This is a genomic window from Streptomyces sp. NPDC006197, assembly GCF_040613865.1.
Classification (GTDB): Bacteria; Actinomycetota; Actinomycetes; order Streptomycetales; family Streptomycetaceae; genus Streptomyces.
Genome location: NZ_JBEXSZ010000145.1, coordinates 1 through 20,725 on the forward strand (window position 1 = coordinate 1; position 20,725 = coordinate 20,725).

The 20,725-nt window shown below is 70.1% G+C and carries 18 protein-coding genes and 3 pseudogenes; 9 read left to right on the top strand and 12 right to left on the bottom strand.

Annotated features, from left to right (window positions below; all coding sequences use genetic code 11):
* A partial coding sequence (locus tag ABZ318_RS32175) for a hypothetical protein (protein ID WP_356905971.1) occupies positions 1–1,269 on the bottom strand: 1,269 nt, incomplete at its 3' end.
* A 412-nt stretch (positions 1,270–1,681) separates the two neighbouring features.
* On the opposite strand from ABZ318_RS32175, the gene ABZ318_RS32180 reads away from it, so the two are divergent.
* The gene (locus ABZ318_RS32180; RefSeq protein ID WP_356905972.1) at positions 1,682–1,855 is read left to right on the top strand and encodes a hypothetical protein; all 174 of its coding nucleotides are present in this window, start codon (positions 1,682–1,684) and stop codon (positions 1,853–1,855) included.
* 15 nt (positions 1,856–1,870) lie between these two features.
* On the opposite strand, the gene ABZ318_RS32185 is transcribed toward ABZ318_RS32180, so the two are convergent.
* Entirely contained in the window at positions 1,871–4,084 is a 2,214-nt protein-coding gene (locus tag ABZ318_RS32185) for a HEAT repeat domain-containing protein (protein WP_356905973.1), read from the bottom strand.
* Between the two features lie 127 nt (positions 4,085–4,211).
* Between ABZ318_RS32185 and ABZ318_RS32190 the strand changes: the two are divergent.
* Positions 4,212–4,472, top strand: a pseudogene (locus ABZ318_RS32190) (HNH endonuclease); the annotation flags it as partial.
* Positions 4,473–4,550: 78 nt separating this feature from the next.
* On the opposite strand, the gene ABZ318_RS32195 reads toward ABZ318_RS32190, so the two are convergent.
* From ABZ318_RS32195 to ABZ318_RS32205, 3 genes and pseudogenes are all read right to left on the bottom strand, one after another.
* Positions 4,551–5,015, bottom strand: a complete 465-nt coding sequence (locus ABZ318_RS32195; protein WP_356905974.1) for a DUF6624 domain-containing protein — start codon at positions 5,013–5,015, stop codon at positions 4,551–4,553.
* Positions 5,016–5,177: 162 nt separating this feature from the next.
* Positions 5,178–6,057 (bottom strand): annotated as a pseudogene (locus ABZ318_RS32200) (IS5 family transposase).
* A 260-nt stretch (positions 6,058–6,317) separates the two neighbouring features.
* Positions 6,318–6,734 carry a helix-turn-helix domain-containing protein gene (locus tag ABZ318_RS32205; protein ID WP_356905975.1) on the bottom strand — a complete coding sequence of 139 codons (417 nt, stop codon included), beginning with the start codon at positions 6,732–6,734 and terminating at the stop codon, positions 6,318–6,320.
* A gap of 367 nt (positions 6,735–7,101) precedes the next feature.
* Here ABZ318_RS32205 and ABZ318_RS32210 point away from each other — a divergent pair, with 367 nt between their 5' ends.
* The gene (locus tag ABZ318_RS32210) at positions 7,102–8,127 is read left to right on the top strand and encodes a hypothetical protein (protein WP_356905976.1); all 1,026 of its coding nucleotides are present in this window, start codon (positions 7,102–7,104) and stop codon (positions 8,125–8,127) included.
* Between the two features lie 497 nt (positions 8,128–8,624).
* On the opposite strand, the gene ABZ318_RS32215 is transcribed toward ABZ318_RS32210, so the two are convergent.
* From ABZ318_RS32215 to ABZ318_RS32230, 4 genes are all read right to left on the bottom strand, one after another.
* Positions 8,625–8,816 carry a hypothetical protein gene (locus ABZ318_RS32215; RefSeq protein WP_356905977.1) on the bottom strand — a complete coding sequence of 64 codons (192 nt, stop codon included), beginning with the start codon at positions 8,814–8,816 and terminating at the stop codon, positions 8,625–8,627.
* Positions 8,817–9,085: 269 nt separating this feature from the next.
* The gene (locus ABZ318_RS32220) at positions 9,086–9,559 is read right to left on the bottom strand and encodes a nuclear transport factor 2 family protein (RefSeq protein WP_356905978.1); all 474 of its coding nucleotides are present in this window, start codon (positions 9,557–9,559) and stop codon (positions 9,086–9,088) included.
* A 337-nt stretch (positions 9,560–9,896) separates the two neighbouring features.
* Complete coding sequence (locus ABZ318_RS32225) at positions 9,897–10,967, bottom strand: hypothetical protein (RefSeq protein ID WP_356905979.1); 1,071 nt, start codon at positions 10,965–10,967, stop codon at positions 9,897–9,899.
* A 3-nt stretch (positions 10,968–10,970) separates the two neighbouring features.
* The gene (locus ABZ318_RS32230; RefSeq protein WP_356905980.1) at positions 10,971–11,921 is read right to left on the bottom strand and encodes a serine/threonine-protein kinase; all 951 of its coding nucleotides are present in this window, start codon (positions 11,919–11,921) and stop codon (positions 10,971–10,973) included.
* Between the two features lie 492 nt (positions 11,922–12,413).
* Here ABZ318_RS32230 and mobF point away from each other — a divergent pair, with 492 nt between their 5' ends.
* The 3 genes from mobF (at position 12,414) to ABZ318_RS32245 (ending at position 15,905) form a co-directional block, all read left to right on the top strand.
* Positions 12,414–13,235 (top strand): MobF family relaxase, encoded by an 822-nt coding sequence (mobF, locus tag ABZ318_RS32235; RefSeq protein WP_356905981.1) that lies wholly within the window; start codon positions 12,414–12,416, stop codon positions 13,233–13,235.
* Positions 13,201–14,301 (top strand): relaxase domain-containing protein, encoded by a 1,101-nt coding sequence (locus ABZ318_RS32240; protein ID WP_356905988.1) that lies wholly within the window; start codon positions 13,201–13,203, stop codon positions 14,299–14,301. Before mobF ends, ABZ318_RS32240 begins: the two co-directional genes overlap by 35 nt.
* Positions 14,302–15,464: 1,163 nt before the next feature.
* Positions 15,465–15,905 carry a hypothetical protein gene (locus ABZ318_RS32245; protein WP_356905982.1) on the top strand — a complete coding sequence of 147 codons (441 nt, stop codon included), beginning with the start codon at positions 15,465–15,467 and terminating at the stop codon, positions 15,903–15,905.
* A gap of 183 nt (positions 15,906–16,088) precedes the next feature.
* On the opposite strand, the pseudogene ABZ318_RS32250 reads toward ABZ318_RS32245, so the two are convergent.
* Both ABZ318_RS32250 and ABZ318_RS32255 read right to left on the bottom strand, forming a co-directional pair.
* Positions 16,089–16,256: pseudogene (locus ABZ318_RS32250) on the bottom strand (transposase); the annotation flags it as partial.
* Between the two features lie 70 nt (positions 16,257–16,326).
* Positions 16,327–16,926 carry an ABATE domain-containing protein gene (locus ABZ318_RS32255; protein WP_356905983.1) on the bottom strand — a complete coding sequence of 200 codons (600 nt, stop codon included), beginning with the start codon at positions 16,924–16,926 and terminating at the stop codon, positions 16,327–16,329.
* Between the two features lie 85 nt (positions 16,927–17,011).
* Between ABZ318_RS32255 and ABZ318_RS32260 the strand changes: the two genes are divergently transcribed.
* The 3 genes from ABZ318_RS32260 (at position 17,012) to ABZ318_RS32270 (ending at position 20,055) form a co-directional block, all read left to right on the top strand.
* Positions 17,012–17,845: an MBL fold metallo-hydrolase gene (locus ABZ318_RS32260; RefSeq protein ID WP_356905984.1), complete on the top strand. Its 834-nt coding sequence runs from the start codon at positions 17,012–17,014 to the stop codon at positions 17,843–17,845.
* Entirely contained in the window at positions 17,842–19,146 is a 1,305-nt protein-coding gene (locus tag ABZ318_RS32265) for an MFS transporter (protein ID WP_356905985.1), read from the top strand. Before ABZ318_RS32260 ends, ABZ318_RS32265 begins: the two co-directional genes overlap by 4 nt.
* A gap of 22 nt (positions 19,147–19,168) precedes the next feature.
* A protein-coding gene (locus tag ABZ318_RS32270; protein ID WP_356905986.1) for an IS5 family transposase occupies positions 19,169–20,055 on the top strand; the annotation gives its coding sequence in 2 pieces (ribosomal slippage) (positions 19,169–19,517 and positions 19,517–20,055; 888 coding nt in all).
* A gap of 7 nt (positions 20,056–20,062) precedes the next feature.
* Here ABZ318_RS32270 and ABZ318_RS32275 read toward each other — a convergent pair.
* Positions 20,063–20,545, bottom strand: a complete 483-nt coding sequence (locus ABZ318_RS32275) for a hypothetical protein (protein ID WP_356905987.1) — start codon at positions 20,543–20,545, stop codon at positions 20,063–20,065.
* Between the last annotated feature and the right edge of the window lie 180 nt (positions 20,546–20,725).

A 20,725-nucleotide genomic window follows, 5' to 3' on the forward strand; every position in this document is an offset into this window, starting at 1 on the left:
GGTTCCGCCGGTGACGGTGGTCGGGTCGTTGTCGGAGGCCGACGGGCTGCCGCCGCCGGAGACGGTGGCCGTGTTGCTGAAGGTGCAGGGCGCGCCGGTGGTCACGTTGGTGGTGACGGTGATCGTGGGGTAGCCGGCGCCTGCCGCCAGCGCGTCGCTGCGTGTGCAGGTCACGGTCTGCCCGGAGATGGAGCAGTTCCAGCCGGTTCCGGACGCGGCGGTGGGGGTGACGCCGGTGGGCAGGGTGTCCGTGACCGTGACCGTGCCACTGGTCGGGCCGGCGTTGGCGGCGTTGGCTACATCGATCGCGTAGGTGCCGGTCCCGCCCTGGGTGAAGTTACCCGTGTGGGACTTGTTGACGGACAGAGCGGGGTTCTGAGCGGGGGTGCAGGTCCCGCCGGTGACGGTGGTCTCGTCGCTGTCTGAAACTGAGGCGCTGCCGCCGCCGGAGACGGTGGCCGTGTTGCCGAAAGTGCAGGCGTCACTGGCGGCGACGTTGGCGGTGACGGTGATCGGAGGGTAGCTGGCGCCTGCCGCCAGCGCGTCGTTGCGAGTGCAGGTTGCCGTCTGCCCGGAGACGGAGCAGTCCCAGCCGGCTCCGGACGCAGCCGTGGGGGTGATGCCCTCGGGCATGTTGTCCGTGACGGTGACCGTGCCGCTGGTCGGCTGGGCGTTGGCGGCGTTGGACACAGAGATTGTGTAGGTCGCAGTTCCGCCCTGGGTGACGTTGCCGGTGTGCGACTTGCTGATGGACAAGAGCGGGTTCTGACCGGGCGCGCATTCTCCACCGGTGATGGTGGTGGGGTCCGCGGCCCCGGTAATCCGGTCTCTGTTGGCGTCGAGGAGTTCCACGGTGTTGGTGACGGAGCACGGCGAGTCGGGGAGCACATCGACGCGGAGGATGAAGGTGTGCGTGGAGTCCGGAAGAATCGGCCCCGAATTCACGCACTCGAAGTACGTGGAGTTCGGTTCGATCTGGCAGGACCATCCGGCGGGAGCGACAACGTCATGCGCGAGAATCCCGGTGGGCAGGGTCTCGGAGAGGGTTACCTGGTCGTTGTACGCCTCCGTGCCGGTGTTGGTCACTGTGATGGTGTAATCGCCGCTTCCCCCGCGGGGGAAGGTGGGCTCGTTGTGGGTCTTAGTGACCTCCAGCTGTGGCCCCTGCGCATATGCAGGGGTGATGCCGACGGCGAACGGCAGTGCGATGCCGAGCCCCGCGAGGGTGAGAAGGGAGGACATCCTCCACTTCAACCCTTGATTGCCCATGGTGTTCTCCTGCTCTGTGCATATCCGCTGCGCTATTCATGGGGGATGCGTCGATGCGCCGCGGATCTGGTTCGGGACTGCTGAACGGACAACGCCTCGGAGTGCGGCCGGCTACGGAGCGAACGCCTGACTCACCTGATTGCCCCAGCAGTAGCACCGGCGGGAGGTGATCCGGCGCTCCTTTTGACCCGGCGAGCGGGACCGGCTGTGCGGACCGTGCGCGCAGGACGCCGCCGACCAGGCCGAAGCCGAACACGTCGCGCACCGCCAAGCCGAACGGCGCACCGCCGAGGACACGGCGGCTGCGGCCGCCGCGCGAGAAGCCGCCGCCCGCGCCGAGCTTGCCGCCCAGGAAGCCGAGGACGAAGCCCGGCTCAGCGCCCGCGAACGCGGCGAACGACGCGTCGCCCGGATGATCCTCGCCGCCCACGCCGAACTTCCGGCCGACCAGCGGCCTGCTCACCCGGACATGTACGCGGTCTCGCTCGACGAGATCGCCACCCAGCTCAACATCTCCAAGACGGCAGCCGGCGACCGCCGCCAGGCCGCCGACGAACTCATCCGCTCCGGCTACCGCGGACGATGATCACCCACATCGGGCCTACTTCTCGTTTCCGTCCGGCGCGTGGGCCGGGAGGTTTCGCAGGCGGGTCAGGACGGCACGGCAGGTGTGATCGACCTCGAGGTCGAAAGCGACGGTGCCTGACCACCGCTGGTCGCCGCGATGGGGTTGCTCAAGGGCTGCCTGGATCTGGGGCAGGGCGGGGCGTGCGGCCGGGCCCATGCGGTCCAGGCAGGCGACGACGTCGCGTGCGGTGGAATCGTTGTCCTTCCAGGCGGCCAGCAGCGCCGGCACAACGGTGCCGGCCTCGCTCGTGCCGGCTATGTCCCACAGGGCTGAGGCGACGTGGACGAGGGTCCACGAGTCGTTCAGCACGGCCGAGCCGTTCTGCTCGTTGCGTGCGTTCTGCTCGACCCGCTCGCTCAGGATCTGCCGCAGGCGTGGCAGTACTGCTGCGGAGCCCGGGCCGATCCGGCCGGCGAGGTCGATCGCGTCGAAGTTCCGGTGGTCGTCAAGGAGGCGTTCCAGCAGCGGCACGACGTTCTCGGGACGGCGTTCGAGTTCCCAGACGGCGCCCGCCGCGGCGGTGCGGAGGGAGAGGTCGTCCGCGTCGGTGAGGGGGCGGACGACGTCCAGGGCGGATGCGGCGCGGGGACCGAACGACGCGAGTGCCTTCAGGACAGGCTCCGCGGTGCGTTCTTGCTGGTGCCGGACGGCGGCTTGGACGGTCTCGGTGAGTGCGGGTACGGCTGCCGGATCTCCGAGCTTGGCGAGGGCGGAGGCGAGCGTCTCAGGGCTGACATCGGGCCATTCCCGGGAGCGGTCGACGCCGGCGAGGCGGCGGATCAGCCGGGGCGTGAGTTCCGCGGCGCACTGGGGCAGATGGCCGACCGCGCCCAGGGCGCGCCAGGCATCGGTGTCGGTGTCCAGCGCGGTCAGCAGGCTGGGCAGGGCACGCTCGTCCTTGAGCCCGGCCAGCGCCACGACCGCCTGCTGATGGGCACGGCGCACGGCACGGTGCCCACTGGCCCACGCATCCGGCCGGTGGGCGGTGACGTAGGCGGCGAGGGCTTCGCGGGCCGGTTCGGCGAGGGAGTGGAGGGAGGCGAGCGCCTCGGCCGCGGCCGCAGCAGTGTAGGCATCGTCCGGCAGCAGGCAGTCGCCGATGAGCCGCACCAAAGCGGTGTGACCGCCCCGCAACGAGGTGATCAGACTGCGTGCCATGTCGATGGCGTCGTACCGGGTGCCCGGATCCGGGCTGCGCAGCTGCTCGGCGAGCAGAGCCGTTCGGTCCTCGAGACGGGTGCCCAGGGCCGTGTGGAAGGCCATCAGCAAGGGGGTGGTGGCAGCGTGGACGCGTCCGTGCCGTTCGAGGTCGGCGAAGGCGGCCGCGATGTGCCCGGGGACGTTCGGTTCGGGTTCGGGCTCGGCCTCGCACGCACACGGGCGGGACGGCTCCGGGCCACTCTGAGCCTCGTCCTCCTTGGGCCGGGGCGCGGGGGTGATCTGGCGGAGCAGTTCGATCGCGGTTGGCGCCGTCTGGTCGTCGATGGCGTCGGGAACGCAGCGGGCCCGGTGGACGAGGGCCGCCAGTCGGGTGTCCGGATCGGTCGTATCGCTGTCGGCCAACGCGTCCAGCCACGCCCGCGCCGGCGTAACAGCCGCAGGCAGGCGAAGCGCCAGGTCGGCCATCGTCCGCACCACCAGTCCTCGCTCAGCAGCCCCGCTCTCTCCCACGAGGCGGTCTTGCAGGAGCGCCACCGCCCGTTCGGCGTCGTCCAGGAAGAGCCCCAGGCCCTCGATCGAGGCCCTGCGTACCCGTGGGTCGGGGTCGCAGGCATAGGCGACGAAGGCGTCAGCGTGCTCGCGCATCAGGCGTGCGGTGTCCGGGTAGATCGTGGACTCTTCACCATCTTCGCCCCAGATGACGGCGTAGATCTCTTCGGCGTCGACCGCTTCCCGCCCGATGCCGAGCAGTAGCGCGACGACTTCCCCGCGGTCAGGAGTCGCAGGGTCGTGGGCCATGGCGAACAGGAACGGCAGGCTGGCCACCGTGCTCGAATACACGCTCCCTTGATGCAGCGCTGCACTGTAGAAATTGCCGAACGCCTTCTCCCGTACGTCAGGGTCGGGCGAGACCATGTCGCGCAGCCATCCCGGCACGTCGTCGGCGGCTCCGTAGGCGTGCCCCAAGGACGCCCAGTCGATGCTCTCCAAGTCGTTGATCATGACTGGCACTATGCCGGGCAGCACTGACACCTTCGACGGAATCGATCACGACGCCCGGACCGCGACAGGTGCAAAGCCAAAGCGGTGGGCGCCGGCTCTCGGCGAGATCGCACCTTTGGAATGACGCTCCCTGCCAGCTGAACAGATCCCATGGAGCCCTGCCCGTCGTGAGGTGCACGCCAATGACCAAGGCGCTGCCGCCTCCCTGATTGCCGTCACCGCCCGCTCCAATCGGGGCAAGGCTGACCAGGCCCCTGCCCAGTGGCTTCCTCCGGCTCCGAGCTCTCTGTGCCGGTACGCCACCGAGTGGACCGCCACCAAGCTCCGCTGGAACCTCAGCATCGACCCGGCCGAGGCCGACGCCCACCAGACGCTTGCCGAGGGCTGCCCGGGTGCGCTCGTCGACTACTAGGGCCTGTCCGGCGGCTCATCGGCCCGCGGCAGGTGAGCCCGGGCAATGATCCACCGGACGCGACTGGGAAGAGGGGCGTCACGCCATGGAGAACTTGGCGACGTACTCGTCGAAGGGCTCGATGCCGACTTCCGCACGGAGCTCGTTCATGCGCTCGGGCTCTTCGCAGGGCCACGGAACCGGTGACCCGTCCTTCACGCCGGCGATCTGAGTGCCGAAGACCTGCTTGCGGCCCTCATTGACCAGCGTGCGGTCGCGCAGAAAGGCCAGCTCGCGCGGGCTGGCCGAGCCTGCCGAGACCGCCTGCTGCATCAAATGGAGGGCACGACGCTGAACGTCGAGCTGCCGGTCGGCGTGCTGAGCGATCAGCCATGCCGCCCGTGCGGCCTCCTCGCCGACCAGTTCCGCCGTCGGCCAGCCGTACTCGTCCATGATCTCGCCGAGCCGGTCACCGTGCCGGGCGGTCAGCCGTCGCCACGCCAGCTGGTCGGCGGGGTCATCGCTGTTCGCGCGGACCGCGGACTGGTGATCGGCCGCAGCCATGTCCGTGAGTTCCACCGCCAGCGCGGCAACGTCGTGCGCAACTCTCAACTCCCAGGTCAGATCCGTGCTTTGTGTCCGCCCGCAAGCCTAGAGGTGCAAATCGGATGTAAAGATCATTCCGGAGAACGGTGACAGGCGCCTCGCCGCACAGGGATAATGGATCTACCCCCGGAGCCAGAGCCGGATCGCTGCGACGGTCACGGTGCCCTGGAAGACATAGGCCCGCTTGTCGAGCCTCGTGGCCACGGCCCGGAAGTTCTTGAGTGCGTTGATCGTCCGCTCGACTTCGTTTCTGCGCTTGTAGGCCGTCCTGTCGAAGCCTGCGGGCCGTCCGCCCTTGCTGCCGCGGCGCTGGCGGTTTGCCCGCTGGTTCTTCGGCCCGGGGATGGTGTGCTTGATCTGCCGTCTGCGCAGGTAGTGGCGGTTACGCCGGGGGAATAGGCCTTGTCGCCGCCGAGGTGGTCAGGTCGGGTGCGGGGGCGTCCGCCGCCGAGCCGGCCGACGCGGATGCGTTCCATGACGGGGATGAGCTGCGGGGCGTCGCCCCACTGGCCCGGGGCGATCAGCAGGGCCAGGGGGCGGCGCCCGCCCTCTCCTGCGAGGTGAATCTTGCAGGTGAGGCCGCCCCGGGAACGTCCGAGTCCCTCGTCGGGGCGGTGCTGCCGGGGCATGTGTCTTTTCCCGGCGCCCGCGGTGGCTTCTTGCGTGCTCCGGCGGCGTGCTGGTGGGCCCGGCAGGTGGTGGAGTCCACGCTCACCATGGACCAGTCGATGCGGCCCTGGGCATCCGCGTCGGCCAGGACGGCTGCGTAGATCTTGTCCCACATGCCGTCCGCCGACCAGTGTCTGTGCCTCTCGTACACGGTCTTCCACTTGCCGAACCGTGCAGGCAGATCTCGCCACGGCACCCCAGTCCGGTTCCGGTACAGGATGCCGTTGATGATCCTGCGGTGACTGGCCCAACGCCCACCGCGCTGCCCGGACTTGGGCAGATGCGGCTTCAGCCGGGCCCATCCCTCGTTCGTGAGATCTCCACGCCCTATGGACACGCCAACGAGCCCGGAGCGTGAGAAGTCACATGATCCGCCGGACAGGCCCTAACCCGCCCCATAGCGAAGGACAGCCCATGCAGGCGGGGGCTGACGAACCGACCCGTCCGGCCGCGCTGTGGTCGGGCCGGGCGGTCAGCGGTCGTACGTCCGCTAGCCGAGGTCGCCGGGGACCGGCTGCTGCCCCGGCGCCTGGCCTGCCGGAGTGGGCCACGACGGCGGCTGCGGGATCGCCGGCCGCACCGGGGCGGGCATCAGCGCCTGCAGCGCCCGCTGGAGGTCACCATGTGCTCCGCCCGGGCGTCGAGCTGCGCCCGCAGGTGGGTCGCTTCGCTCTCCGCGAGTGCCTGGCCGTGCCGGGCCTCGGCGAGCTCCAGGGCGTGCTGATGGCGCAGCCGTTCGAGCTCCGTCCGCAGCTCGGCGGCCGTCCCGGTGACCGGCTCCTCGGAGCTGCTACCTGCCGGGGAGGGCGGGGCGTCGGGAGGGGCGGGGGCGTTCAGGGTGAACCCGGCGGCAAGGAGTGCCTCGACCGGGATCAGCCAGCCACGCTCCGGGTCCTCCACCGACCTGGGCAGCAGCCCGGCCTCACGGCGCCGGCGGATCGTGGAGCGGCTGACCCCGCACGCGGCGGCGGCCTCACGCTGGTTCAGCATCGGACGAGACGTGCTCATCCCTCCATCATCGCCGTAACCCTGTACGCCGTGGACCCCGCCCCTCGCAGGCTGCAAACTTCCAGAGCTACCGGTGACCGACCAGATCGCCTCCGCCTTCATCCCTTATCGCATCACCCGATCGGGGGTTTCTCCGCTCCCTCAGGTCTGTAGCTGGTCCCTCACCGCAGTTTCACGGCAGAATCGTGGGCGGCCCTCCCCGGTGGGCCGGCATCCGCAGGGCGCTCTCTGACCAGACGCCCCGCCCCGCGCGCTGGCGGATGCGAAGGAGCCAGGCCCCGACCGGCAGACACGCACCACACCACGAGACGTGCTCACACCTGCCTGTGCGCACCGGGGTCGGACGGTACGCATATCAGGAACCCTGGTGAGCCACGGAGACACCCTCACGCAGAAGGCCCGCTACCACTCCCGCTGTACCGGCATCGGGCACCAGGCTAGCCTTCAGCACCTCCAAACCGCCCACGGGCAAGAACCGGTGCCCGCCGCGAACCGGGACCAGGCCCGCTTGGAGGCCGCCGTGTTCGAGCGCCTGGGCGGCACCATCGACTACTGCGCCCACCCCGCCGGCGTCGCCCACGTCCGTCCGAGCGCAGACCACTTGGTTGTCGAGGTGGACCGCAGACTCGGCCCCAAGCACTCCCTGCCGAGGCACTGCCTCGAGGCCCTCCTGCCCACCCAATACACAGGACCCGACGAGGAAGAAGAGCTGACACCAGGAGGTATCGCCGGTGTCCGGCTCCTCGAAATCGACTCCAGCGGCCTCCACCTCAGCCTCGCCGGTACCAATGCTCGCGTCACCCTCACCGGACCGCCCCTCGCGTGGTGGCGGAACACCCTCACCCGTCGCCGGTCCTCCTGCCGTGATGACAACCGCGTCCCCCTGCGGGACGCGCCCACGCTGACCCCATTCGAAGCCACCTACCTCGCCGCCAACTCCACCTGGTGGAAGGAGCAAGCAGACAGGGCCTGGATCGCAAGCGGTCTGCTCCGCCGGATCGCCCTCTTCCACACGGTGACCAAGCCGTTCCGCATCCGGTACTGGCGGCACGGTCTGGGCTGGAAGTTCGAACTGCGCTACGAACACGGCGTCCCGGTGAACCACGACCAGCTCATCAAGCACCTGACCGATCCGAGGTGGGGACTGGCGATCCAGAGCACCCGCGACCACTGCGAATGCAAGCAATGCGACTGCGACGGGGGAGCGGAACGAAACTGCTGGTTCACCCTCGACACAGGCGGCGGCCGCCGCGACGAGATCATGCTCCACTTCAGGCGCACCCGCGCCAGCTACGACATCACGCGCGAGTACGGACGGCTGGTCGCAGCAGGCGCTGCGCCCGACTGGCTTGCACAGGCCCTGCCAGCTCATCACCGCAGCCCGGCAACCTAGGGGTCAGCGCCGAGACTCCGGCCTCGTACGGACGTGTCGCCCTCAGGGCCGGGCCAGGATCTCGTGGGTCCCGATACGGCGCCAGACGATGTGCTGTTCGCCGGCGATCCTCGCTCGGCCGTAGGACCACGTGGCACGCCCGTCCGGCGCCCAGGTGAGCTCGTAGATCCCTGAGGCGACGCGGACTCCCTTGATCCGCAGTCCGGGGCGGAAGGGACATCCGGTGCGCAGGTCGGGGATGAATGCCTTGAAGATGGCGCGGCGGAAGCGTTGGCGCTGGGCGAGGGGTGGGGCGGTCCAGGTCGGCAGTGAAGCGTGGCGTGGTCTCGTACGTGGGCACGGTGTTCCTCCGGACAGCACGACGAAGCCCCCGGCCGAGGTGGCCGGGGGCGGTAGGTGTCGGTTCGAGGTAGAGCTGTGGCTACCTGATGCGGAACGGGCTCCTTCGTGAGGTGAGGACCTGGCGGCGTTGGGTGCGAGGCGTTCGGACGGTGTCCTTACATGAAGCCGTAGAGAGTCGTCATCGCCTCCTTCCACTGCTGAAGCCGGATGGCCTCACACGTGGAGCAGCTGCGACCGATGACCCGTTCGTTGGGAAAGGGGAACTGCCCGTTGGGTATCTGCCGCACGGTCAGGAACAGCAGGGCGTGGCAGAGGGGGCAGGGGTCTCCGTACCTGTGCTTGTTCATGCGCGGGAGAGTGCACACCCCTACGGGTTACTGTCTCGTGCTCGTCGACCTTCTTCTTGACGACCGCTCCTGGGTCCCGTACTCGGTGAGGTACTGGTGGCCGCGCAGCATTTGCCTGGCATTGAAGAGGGGTGCGGGTACGACGGACAGCGCCCGCCCTACGGTGATAGGGCTCCTTGAAAATGGCTCTGGCCGCGATTCCGTGAAGGTCTGCGGATCAGCTGCCCCTGTCTGTGAACCCCAGGAGTCCGGATTCCGGTACCTCGGCGTCACGACCGGCCTGGATGAGCGAGGTGTTCCGTAGGACCGGCGAAGGACAGGAACAGTGTCCGGGTGGTCAGCTGCCACACGCCGTCCACTCTGCGGAACGTGTCTTCGTAATGCCCCACTTGCGCGGGGGGCCGGGGCGGCACCATGCCCTCGGAGTAACCGTCGACCCGGTAGGTGGCGAAGTAGGTGGTGGCAGTGGCCGTCTCCGCGGAGGTCACGGTGACCAGGATGTTGGTGCACATACGACGCGACAGCCGATCGGCGGGCCGACCGCCGAAGTAGTCACGAAGGGCATCGCGGCCCGCTATGCGGCGCTCACCAGCCGGCCATTGCCACACCCCGTCAGGCGTGAACAAGTCCGCCACCGAGCTCGGGTCTCCGAGGTCGAGCCGGTGGACGAACTCGACGATCAGCCGTTCACAGGCCCGCTCGGCGATCAGGCGTTCCATCGGCTCGAGAGTGTCATCAGTCATGATCGACTGATAGCAGACCGCTCGTGGGAGCGGGACGCTTTCCGGTGGGCATCCACGATGCCCCCTTCACGGAATTCCGGTCAGACCCCTGAAAATCCCCACCCCCTGTTCTGGGGGCCCCACACCTGCTCGATGGATCTCCCCATCCATACGAGGCCTGACCTGGGACGGGACGACACAAGGGGGTGGCCGCCTGGTCGACGGACGGCTCCAGGTGGTTCTGGCCAAGTTCCGGTTCTGGCTCACACTCTGCGACAGCGTGCCCGTGAGCGACGGTCTCGCACCGCTCCTGCCGTCCTCAGCACAGCCAGGGGCCTGAGTGTCGTGGTGGTTCAGGCTACGTCGCGTTCTGGCTGGCGCCGCTGTCCCCAACCAGCGTCGGTGAACTTTCGGGCGTCTTCTCTCGGAAGGTGTCCAGTCCCGCGGCACGTTCGTGATGCGGCAACCGCGACATCTTGGATACCAGCGCCCACATCTCGCGTTCACGGGACAACTCGCCCGGTAGAAGGAGGCCGAGGGATTCGGCGAGCGGTTTACGTCCTGTGTTCACGAGTGCTCTCACAGCCGCAGACCATTCGTCGGTTGCCGACACGGCCGCGCGGTACCACACCGGAATCAGCAAGCCTGGCACGGCAATGGCCGTGATCAGCAGCGGGATATCGGGTCCAGCCGTGGCCAGGGCTGCTGCCGCGCAGAGGGCGACGGCGCAGTGGCCGTAGAGCAGCGCCACGAAGAAGTCGACATTCGCGCGGGCGAGATCGACCTGTCGGCGGACCTGCTCCGGCGCGTTCCCGGTCAGTTCGTTCCACATCACCTGGGTGTCGAGGCGGAACCGGTCGTAGCCGTACTCCTCGAAGCGCCGGATGGCATTGCCCAGCTTCGTGGGTGCCAACTGCGCGTCGTCGACGGGGTAGCGAGCGAGGCGTTCTCGGAGCAGCGCACGTTGCACAGCCGTACGCCGCCGGTCCTTGCGGGCGGACCGAGCGATCCGCGGATTGGCCCGCAAGGCCGTCAACCGGGCGGCGCCATCCTGTGCCAGCCGGCCCTCCCGCTCCTGGCGCTCCAGCCTGATCAGCGCGAGGCGGTCCTGCAGATCCTGCTTCGCCTGCCGCCGGCGAGCGCACCCGTACGCGTAGAGCGCGTTCGGCCAGAGGGCGTAACCCTCCAGCACGCGGTAGAGAGGGTTCTGCAGGGCGCAGAGCGCCAGCCCTAGGAGCACCGAAACGCCCAGCACTCCGGCAGACAGATGAGTAACGCCCTCGGACCACAGCCTCACGGACCCCGAGGTGCCCCGCAGACTTGGCCAGACAGCCACCATGAAGAGGCTCACGTTCAACGCGGTCGGCAAGAGCCATCCCACCAGCACCGTCCACGCGCCGCCGAGAGCGCTCCTGGCGATGTCACCCACGCGTCACCACTCGTCGTCATCGTCGCCGAAAGGTGGCCCGGGCGGTGTCCCCGCATCAGGCGAGGGCGGGGCCGGCCTGGATGCCGCCGATGGCCGCCGCTGCGCCGGTGCCCCGTAGCCAGGGCTCGCGAAAGACCGCAACTCGGCCACGAACTCCTGGCCCGAGGCATAGCGATCCTCAGGAGACTTGGCCAGCGCCTTGGCCATCACAGCATCGACACCAGGCTCGATTTCGGGACGTGCCGGGGAGAGAGCAGGTGGCGGCTCGTACAGGTGTGCCCACGCCAGCGTCATGTCGGCATCGCGCTGGAACGGCGGCCTTCCGGCAAGGGCTTCGTAGACGACGCAGGCCAGGCTGTACTGATCGCTCCGGCCGTCTACAAGACGGCCGGAGATCTGCTCCGGTGCCATGTAGTCGAGCGTGCCGACGAACTGGCCCACCGTCGTGAAGCCCGTGAGGGACAGCGACTTGTTCGACATCCCGAAGTCGGTGACGTAGGCGCGCTCGGGGTGATCACTGTCGGTTCCCGCAGCGACCAGGATGTTGCTGGGCTTGACGTCCCGGTGCACCAGGCCGTGCGCATGGGCCGCATCGAGCGCCGAGGCCACCTGGGCGGCGATACGCAGGGCGGTCGGTACCGGCAGCGGGCCGTCCCGGTCCAGCAGCGCCCGCAGGTCGAGGCCGGGGACATACTGCATGGCGATGTACAAGACGCCGTCGGTCTCGCCCGCTTCGAAGATCGGCACGATATGCGGGTGATCGATCGAGGCGGCGACCCGCGACTCGTGCGCGAAGCGTTTGCGGAAGGTGTCGTCGCGGGCCAGCTCCGGGGCGAGTAGCTTCAGAGCGACCACCCGGTCCAGCCGCAGATCCTTCGCGAGGTAGACGAGGGACCTGGCCCCACGGCCGATTTCGCGCTCCACCTGATAGCCCGCGATCCGTTTTCCGATCAATCCGCCACCACCCTTTCGTCGGAGGCCGCTTCAGGTCGCCTCGGAGGTCGTCACCGCAGCATCGAAACCCTCGCTAAGGGAAGACGGCTGGCCCAGTGAGTCACTCCTCCGCGCCCGACTCCAACCAAATGGGCTCGTGTTTGGCTGCTGGGGCATTGGGGCCTGGCGTGTAGCGCTTCGGTCAGAAGAGGTTCTTTCCCAGCGCGTAGCGCGCCGCGGTAGAGATCCTTGACGACTCGACACGGTTCGCTTACTCCGTGAGCGGGATGGCCCCCGACGGCCCGAGCCGCACGCTGAAACTCCCCACTTCGTTGAGCACCAGAGCGAGTGAGGCGAAGGGCGAGACTGGCCGTTTTCAAGAATCCCCATCAACGGGCCCAGCCTCGAGGTCGTGGCCCGTCGCGCGGGCCTGGCGGTGAGGGTTTGGTGAACCCTCCCGCCCGGCGGGATCGGCCCTTTCGAGCCGGGCTGTGCCGGGTGTGGCCTGTTGCGATGTTGAGTGCAGCGAAGATCACCCGGCGCAACGTGTGGCGCTACTACATACGCGGTGTGGCGTTCGGAGACGGATGCCGCCCGGTCGGCCGGCCGCTGAAGGACGCCCAGCAGTTGGCGGGGCTGCCGCCGGGCCGGTGGATGGGCCTGGGCCTGGCCGCGCTCGGGCTGAACGCGGGCTCGGTGGTCAGCGAGCGGGAGCTGGAGCTGCTGTACGGAGAGCTCCGGCGTCCGGACGCCGACCGGATCGAGCGCGAGCGCCTGGCCGACGGCGACAGTCCGCAGGAAGCGCGGCGGGCCACGGTCCTGGGGCGGCCGCTCGACGAGATCGAGCGGCGGGGCGCGATCCCGCTGCTCGCCTTCGACTTCACCTTCCGGGCGCAGGAGTCCCTGATCGTGCTGTGGGCACTGGGGGACGAGACGGTGCGGCGGGTCATCGAGACGGCACACGACCGGGCGATCGAGACGACGCTGCGGTGGCTGGAGGAGGAGGTCGCGGAGGTCCGCTGGTCCTCTGGCCGCGAGCGAGCCAAACCGCCGGGGCTGGTCGTCGCGGCCTTCAGGCACTTCGAGAACCGAGACGGGTTCCCCTTGCTCCATACGCACTGCTTGATCCTGAACCGGGCCCAGCGCCCGGACGGTTCCTGGTACGCCCTGGACACCCGGCGTCTGCTGCGCAACGTCGTCGCGGCCGGCACCCTCTACACCCTGGCGATGACCACCGAGGTCTGCGAGGAGCTCGGCCTGGCGACGGTGCCCTGTGAGGTGACGCCGGGCCTGCCCCGTGATGGAGGTCGCCGGCGTCGACCAGGAGCTCATTGACTGGTCCTCCACCCGCCGCCAGCGCATCGAGCAGGCTCTGGAGGGCCTCACTGCCCAGTACGTGCAGGACCACGGGCGTCTGCCCGACGAGCGGGCCCGGCACGGGCTGGGGTGGTGGGCGGCGCGGGACACCCGCCCGACCAAGAAGACACCCAAGTGCCTGGAGCAGCTGCGCGCGTGGTGGAAGGTCTCGGCGATCTGGCGCTTCGGCCAGGAGATGGTCGACGGGCTCCTGGACCGGTGCCGGGCAGCCGGGGCGGCGATCCGGGCCCGGATAAGCCCGCGGGTCGACACGGTGCTCGCGGCCGTCGACGTCGCCGCGATCGCCTACACCGTGCGCCGGGTCTTCAACCGCCACCACATCCTGGCCGAGGCCCGCCGGCACCTGCTGGAGACCCTGCGCGGCCGCGCCTTCGCCCCCGGCCTGGACACCTACATCGCCGACAAGGCCCTCGCCCGCCACGGCCGCCGCCTCACCCCGATCAAGGAAGGCAGCCCGGATCCAGCGCCGGAGCTGCTCTCCTACACGGGCGACTTTGCCTGGCCGAAGCGGTGGTGGATCGTCGGCACCGACGGCACGCCGCCGCGGGAGTCGTCCCGCTATGAGCGCGCCCAGCTCGCCAGCCTTGCCGTGCAGAACGCGATCCGCGCCGCCTGCACCGCCGTGCCGGACGGAGCTCCGGCCGCGACCGGCACCACCGTGCTCACCGGGCACCACGACCAGAGCGAGCACGACCCCGCGCCTCCGCACGCCGCCGACCATCCCGGCCGGGAAGCCGCCCTCACCCCGAAGCAGCGTGCCGAGGCGACCCAGGCCCACCTCCAGGCCGCGATGCCCGAGGAGTACCTGGCCGGCCGGACGACCGACGCGGCGACGTGGCTGCGGACTCCGGAGAACCTCGCCCGCCTAGCCAAGTTCACCTTGGAGGCCGATGCCCGCCGACGGCTCTTCGAGCGGACGCAGCCCGGCCCGGAACCCGGCATGGACGTCCCCGCCCCTGCCGACCAGCACCATCGGCAGGACCCCAGGCCCGGCCAGGGCAGGGGAGCGGCACCCGGACGATGAGACCGTAGTCGGCAACGGGACCGATTCCTCCTGACGGGACGCCGGACGATGTCGCCGACGCACCGCTCGGGACGCGGCCGGTGCCCGCAGCCCCCGGACACCGGAGCAGGGTGAGGGTGAAGGGACTGCCCCTGACTACGGAGGTCCCGGTAGTCCAGCCGGTCCCGCATCTCTCCCCGGAGCGCCTGGAGCACCTCCAGCGGCTCGTCGACGCGTCCCGGCTGCGTGCGGTGCTCTACCCGCCGCCGAAGCCGCCGCCCGTACGGCGCCCTTCCCGCTCACGGCAGTACCCCGGGGGCCGGCCGTCCCTGTGGCGCACCGCGCGGGGACGCCGCCGGTGAGGAGCGGGGCGCGGCGGACTCCACCGCGCCCCGGTGAGAACCGGCGGTGGCCGAGGAGAGTGGAGCCCACCTGGAGAGTGCGACCGCGGTGGTGCACATCAGGTGGACTCCACTCGGTGCGCACCAGCCGGTGCGCGGTGCGGTTCGTTGTGCGCACCGGGGCGCACAACGAATGGTGCGGTGCGCTCCCGACCACCGCACTGGTGCGGTGCGGTGCGCTCCTGGCCACCGCACCGGTGCGCCGCGCGGGGCGCACGGAAGTGGACTCCACCCGCGGCCCACTCCACCCGGTGCGCGCACAGAGGGTGACAGCGCATCGGATGCGGTGCGCTCGATGCACCCCCTTGTCCACGTGTGCAGCCGGAGCCCGTGCGATCCATCGGGTGGAGAATCAACCCTTGTCCACCCACGAGTTCCCGTCGCGCCCCCCTTGTCCACCTCTGCTACCCGCCCGGTGAAGGCCCGCACCGGGTCCCGGCGCTCGGTGGGGGAGGGGAGATCTCTCCCTCCCGGCGTACCGCGCACCATCACAGCCTGTGAGCGGGGTGCGCGGCGCGGACGAGATCGGGCGCACCGGCGTCGCGGTGCGCTCCACCGGGCGGGAGCGGACACCGTGGTGCGCACCGGGCGGGGGAGTGGAGCCCACCGTGGTGCGCACCGGGTGCGGGTGGACTCCACTCGGTGCGCACCACCAGGGAAGGAGGTGCGTTCCATCGTGTGCAACTCACCGCACCACGCGCGCTCGGTGGTGCGCCGGTGCGCCGTCACCATCGGAGTGATGGCGCGCGACCGGAGGTGGTCGGTGCCTCTACGATCCGGCCTGTGGGACAGACCCCGGCGCAGAAGGCTGCGAAAGCGGCACGCGGTCAGCAGCCGAAGCAGCGGCCCGGCAAGGCGCAGCGCGCGGCGGCCAAGCAGGCCCAGGCGGCGAAGAAGACAGGCGGCGGGAAGCCGGCCGCGAAGAAGCCGGCCGCGAAGAAGGCGGCGGCGAAGAAGACGGTGCCGCTGCCACGCGGCGCGGTGCGCGCCGCGCGCCCGGGTACCTGTCCGGCCTGCTTCAAGGACTACGACAAGGGCACGGTCATCACGAAGCTGTCCGACGGCTGGGGGCACCGCGCGTGCGCGCCCCGCAAGCCGTCGGCGGCCGAGCTGGCCTTCGCCCGGAACAAGGCCCGCATCGAGAGCGGGGAGACGTTCCGTTCCCAGAAGCCCTCGGACTGGCGGCTCGCCTCCTCGCCCTCCAGCTCCCGCCCCGCCCGCTGACCCCACGCCACCGGCTCGGACAAACCAGGCGGTCAAGGGGTGGTCAAGGGGTGAAACGGACACCACCCACCGAGTGGAGCCCACCGGGCAGGGTCCACTCGGTGGGGGAGTGGCCGCCACTTCCGTTCCACTCCACCCGGTGGAGGAGCACCAGTCCCTCCACTAGGAGTTGTCGTCAAAGTGTCAGGCCCACATCGGGAGTGATGCGAGGGTGACGGCCGTCTTGTAGGACTGGGCGGTCTTGTCGTAGCGGGTGGCGATGCCTCGCCACTGCTTGAGACGGTTGAAGCACCGTTCCACGACGTTGCGGCGCTTGTAGACCTCCTCGTCGAAAGCCGGAGGGCGGCCGCCGGGAATGCCGCCCCGGCGCCGGACACGAACCGGCGCCCACGTCCCTCGGGGCAGCGCGACCCAACAGCCTTCAGTCAGCGGTCGGTTGGGTGCGTCGGGCGTAGGCGCGGGCCGCGCGGGCGCGGTCGCCGCAGCGGGTGGAGCACCAGTGGCGGCGGCCGTGGCGCAGCAGGTAGCGGATGCAGGGGGGCGAGTCGCATCGGGTGAGGCGGGCGGCGTCGGGGCTCGTGAGGAGGTCGGCCGTGTTGGCGGCCAGGGTCGCGAGAGCACGGTCGAGGATCTCGTGGGTGGGGCACGGCGCCATGCGGTAGGGGCCGTTCGTGTCGTCCCAGCAGAGCAGCTCGGCCGTGGGGGCTTTGCCGAGGGCGTCGTTGACGGCGGACAGTGCCGCAGGCAGGGCAGGCAGCCCCGCGACGCGGGCGGCGAACAGTGCCCTGATGTGCTCGCGCAGCGAGCGCAGCTGTGTCGCGCACATCTCCTGCACCCCGGCGTCGGCCGGTGCGAGGCCGTGCTCGGTGAGCCACCGGTTCGTGTCCTCGGGGGTGCCGAGGGAGTCGACGAAGTGCCCTCCAGGCAGCGCGATCGCGCTGTTGACGAAGTCGAGGGCGAGGTATTCGTCCGCCCCCGGGGCGGGCGGCAGCGCGGATCCGACGGTCAGGCTCTCGCTCATGTTTCTCATGTTAGTGCTTGCGCTCATCCGTGACACACCCCTAGCGTTCATCACGGATCAACCGACTTCTATCCGTGAGGTTTTCATGGCAGGCGCCAGCATGCCCACCGAGCAGATCCCCGTCCGCGTCTTCGGCGGCCCGACCGCCCTCTTCACCTACGGCGGGCTGCGATTTCTGACCGATCCGACGTTCGACTCACCCGGCGAATACCACGTGCCCGGCGGCCAGTTGACCAAGACGGCGGCGCCCTCCGCCGCGCCAGACGACCTCGGCCGTATCGACGTGGTCCTGCTCTCCCACGACGAACACCCCGACAACCTCGACGAGTCCGGCCGGGCACTGCTCGCCGACGTCCCGCTGACCCTCACGACACCGAGTGGCGGAAAGCGCCTGGGAGCCGGAGCCCGCGGGCTCGCCGACTGGGAGTCGGCCGAACTGGACCGGCCCGGCGGCGGCACGGTCACCGTCACGGGCGTACCCGCCGTCCACGGGCCCGGCCCGCGCGAGGACGTCGAGCCGGTCACCGGTCAGGTCGTCGGATTCGTCCTGACCGGGGACGGGCTTCCCACGGTCTACGTCAGCGGGGACAACGCCTCGCTCGACGCGGTCAAGGAGATCGCCGCACGGTTCGGCCCCGTCGACACCGCCATCCTGTTCGCCGGGGCTCCCCGCTTCACCGTCCTGTTCGACAACGCGCTGATCGTCCTCGACAGCGCGCAGGCCGCCGCCGCTGCCCGGATCCTCGGCGCGCGCCGGGTGGTTCCCGTCCACTACGACAGCTGGGAGCACTTCACCGAGGGCCGAGACGCGCTGGTCGCCGCCTTCACCGGCGCCGGACTGCTCGACCGCCTGGACTTCGGCGACCGCGGCCCGGCGGAACCGTCCGGCCGGGCCGCCGCCGACGAAGGAACCCGGTGACGACGACCGCGCATGCCCGCCCCGGGCACCTCCCGCGGGATCAGGCGCAACGCCGGGCCCTGCGCGTCCTGGTCGCCGCCCAGATCCTGAGTGGCGCCGGACTCGCGGCGGGCGTGACCGTCGGCGCCCTGCTCGCGCAGGACATGCTCGGCTCCACCGACCTGGCCGGCCTGCTCAGCGCCCTGTCCATCGCCGGTTCCGCGTTGGCCGCCGTCGCGGTCGGGCAGGTCTCCCAAGCGCGCGGCCGCAGGGGCGGACTCGCCGCCGGGTACCTCGCGGGCGCCGTCGGCAGCGCGGGCGTCGTGGCCGCCGCCGTCGCCGACAGCGCCGTGCTGCTCTTCGTCGCGATGTTCGTGTACGGCGCCGGCGCGGCCACGAACCTGCTGGCCCGGTACGCGGGTGCCGACCTGGCGGCTCCGGAGTCCCGCGCCCGGGCCCTGTCCACTGTGCTGGCCGCCACCACGTTGGGCGGCGTGGTCGGCCCCAACCTTGCCGCACCGCTCGGCAGCCTCGCGCACGCCGTCGGAATCCCGCGCCTGGCCGGGCTGTTCCTGCTCTCGAGCACGGCCTACGCGACGGCCGCGCTGGTGCTGGCCGTCTGGTTGCGGCCCGACCCACTGCTGCTGGCCCGCGCCATGGAGGCGGAACGTGCCGCCGTGGCGCCCGCGCGTCCGGATGATCCGGGGAGCAGGGCCGGGCCTGTGCTCGTGGGGCGCCGCCCCGGCGTACCGACAGGCGTGTCGATCATGGCCCTCACCCAGCTGGTCATGGTCGCGATCATGACCATGACGCCGGTCCACATGCACGACCACGGTCACAGTGCCGCGGCATCCGGCCTCGTCATCGCGATCCACATCGGGGCGATGTACCTGCCCGCGCCGCTGTCCGGGTGGCTCGTCGACCGGTACGGCCCGCTCACGGTCGCCGCCGCGTCCGCGCTGGTCCTGCTGGGCTCGGGGATCGTCGCCGCCAGCACCCCCGGCGGTTCCCCCGCCGTACTCGCCCTTGCTCTCGCGCTGCTGGGTGTGGGCTGGAGCCTCGGCATCGTCAGCGGCACCGCGATCATCACCCATGCCGTCCCGTTGGCCACCCGCGCCAGGACCCAGGGCCTGGTCGACGTCTCCATCTCCCTCGCGGGCGCCACCGGCGGCGTGGCTTCGGGCTTGGTCGTCACCGCCGTTGGCTATCCCCTCCTGGCCGCGGGCGGCGGCATACTGGCGCTGGCCATCGTGCCGGCGGTCGTCGTCGCAGCGCGCACGCCCGGGACGGCGGCAGAGGACCGGTCGTCCCGTCTCCGCTAGGCACTGTCTGATAATTGATCTTGTGGTGGGTCGAGGTGAGCTAACGGATGCGGCGTGGGAGCGGATAACACCCCTGTTGCCTGGTGTTGACGGTCGTGGTCGTCCGTGGCGGGATCACCGGCAGGTGATCAACGGGGTGTTGTGGCGGTTGCGGACCGGTGCTCCGTGGCGTGATCTGCCGGAACGCTACGGGCCGTGGCAGACGGCCTATGAACGATTCGCCCGCTGGGAGGCGGACGGAACCTGGGGCCGCCTCCTCCAGCAGGTCCAGGGCTGTGATGACTCCGTCGGAGCCGTGGAGTGGACCGTGTCGGTGGATTCCACGATCAGCCGGGCCCATCAGCATGCCGCCGGTGCCCGCAAAAAGGGGCGGCGACGGGGGACGAACTGGAAGATCCGGCAGGTCCGTCGGCTGGCCAGGCGCTGGGCCGGTCCCGCGGCGGGCTGACCACCAAGCTCCACCTCGCCTGCGACGGCCGGGGCCTGCCCCTGGCCGTCGTCGTCACGCCGGGCAACGTCAACGACTCCACCGTCTTCGACACGGTCATGGACGAGCTGAGGGTGTCCCGGGTCGGCGCCGGACGGCCCCGCAGGCCCAACGCGGTCATCGCGGACAAGGCGTACTCGTCCCGAGCGATCCGCCAGGTCCTGCGCAGGCGGGGCATCCAGGCCGTGATCCCGGAGCGGGCGGACCAGAAGGCAAACCGCCTGCGCCGAGGGAAGGCCGGCGGCAGACCGCCGGCCTTCGACCGCGAGCTCTACAAGGCCCGCAACGTAGTCGAACGCTGCTTCAACCGCCTCAAGCAGTTCCGCGCGATCGCCACCCGTTTCGACAAGCTCGCGGCTCGGTACCGGGCCGGAGTCCAACTTGCCGGTCTCATTCTCTGGCTCCGCGGGCCCATAAGGTGAATGTGTCTCAGCGGCCGGGCGGCTGGAGGGCGAGTGCGGTCGGTGGGATTCCATGCACTTCCAGCCGGGACCGGAGTTCCGCTTCTTGTCCCGGCGTGACGGCCATCCACAGTGAGGTCCCCGAGTCACTGGCGCTGAAGACCATCTGGTCCCCTCGCCAGCCTTCGGCGTTGATCGTGTAGGGAGCCAGGTCCAGCAACAGTTCGAACTGCGCGTCGTCACGGACGTCGATGTCGATGCCCATCCCAAGGTCGTCACGCCGGGAGCGAGTGCCGCGTGCCACCGCCTCCCGAGCCAGGGACATCACGCGTTCGTACGAACTCAACACCGCGGGTGGCCAGGCATCGTCGCTGTAGGCGTCGAGGTGCACAGCGTCGATGCCAGGGCGCAGCACACGGAGCGCCTCACGGTGAAGAAGTGCGACGTCGGCAGGGCTCAGTCCACCCACAAAAACGAGTTCGCGGCCCAGGCCGCCATGCTGGTTGATCACACACATGACTTTCCCACACGCAGTTCCCTGCGTTTCCAGAGGATGGCTGCCGCCGCAGCGCGATTTTTGTCAGACAGGCCTTAGGGGGTGTCTTTCCGATCATCGGATCGTTGGTCTGATGGTGAGGGATGGGGAGATTTCTGACGCCGCATGGGCGGTGATCGCACCACTGCTGCCGCC

What these genes read in the sequence shown, in the direction of transcription:
- ABZ318_RS32255 (WP_356905983.1), bottom strand. Translation starts at nt 16,926, where the DNA reads ATGAGCGAGAGCCTGACCGTCGGATCCGCGCTGCCGCCCGCCCCGGGG.
- ABZ318_RS32195 (WP_356905974.1), bottom strand. Translation starts at nt 5,015, where the DNA reads ATGGCTGCGGCCGATCACCAGTCCGCGGTCCGCGCGAACAGCGATGAC.
- mobF (WP_356905981.1), top strand. Translation starts at nt 12,414, where the DNA reads ATGTTGAGTGCAGCGAAGATCACCCGGCGCAACGTGTGGCGCTACTAC.
- ABZ318_RS32205 (WP_356905975.1), bottom strand. Translation starts at nt 6,734, where the DNA reads ATGAGCACGTCTCGTCCGATGCTGAACCAGCGTGAGGCCGCCGCCGCG.
- ABZ318_RS32215 (WP_356905977.1), bottom strand. Translation starts at nt 8,816, where the DNA reads ATGAACAAGCACAGGTACGGAGACCCCTGCCCCCTCTGCCACGCCCTG.
- ABZ318_RS32180 (WP_356905972.1), top strand. Translation starts at nt 1,682, where the DNA reads ATGATCCTCGCCGCCCACGCCGAACTTCCGGCCGACCAGCGGCCTGCT.
- ABZ318_RS32240 (WP_356905988.1), top strand. Translation starts at nt 13,201, where the DNA reads ATGGAGGTCGCCGGCGTCGACCAGGAGCTCATTGACTGGTCCTCCACC.
- ABZ318_RS32220 (WP_356905978.1), bottom strand. Translation starts at nt 9,559, where the DNA reads ATGACTGATGACACTCTCGAGCCGATGGAACGCCTGATCGCCGAGCGG.
- ABZ318_RS32260 (WP_356905984.1), top strand. Translation starts at nt 17,012, where the DNA reads ATGGCAGGCGCCAGCATGCCCACCGAGCAGATCCCCGTCCGCGTCTTC.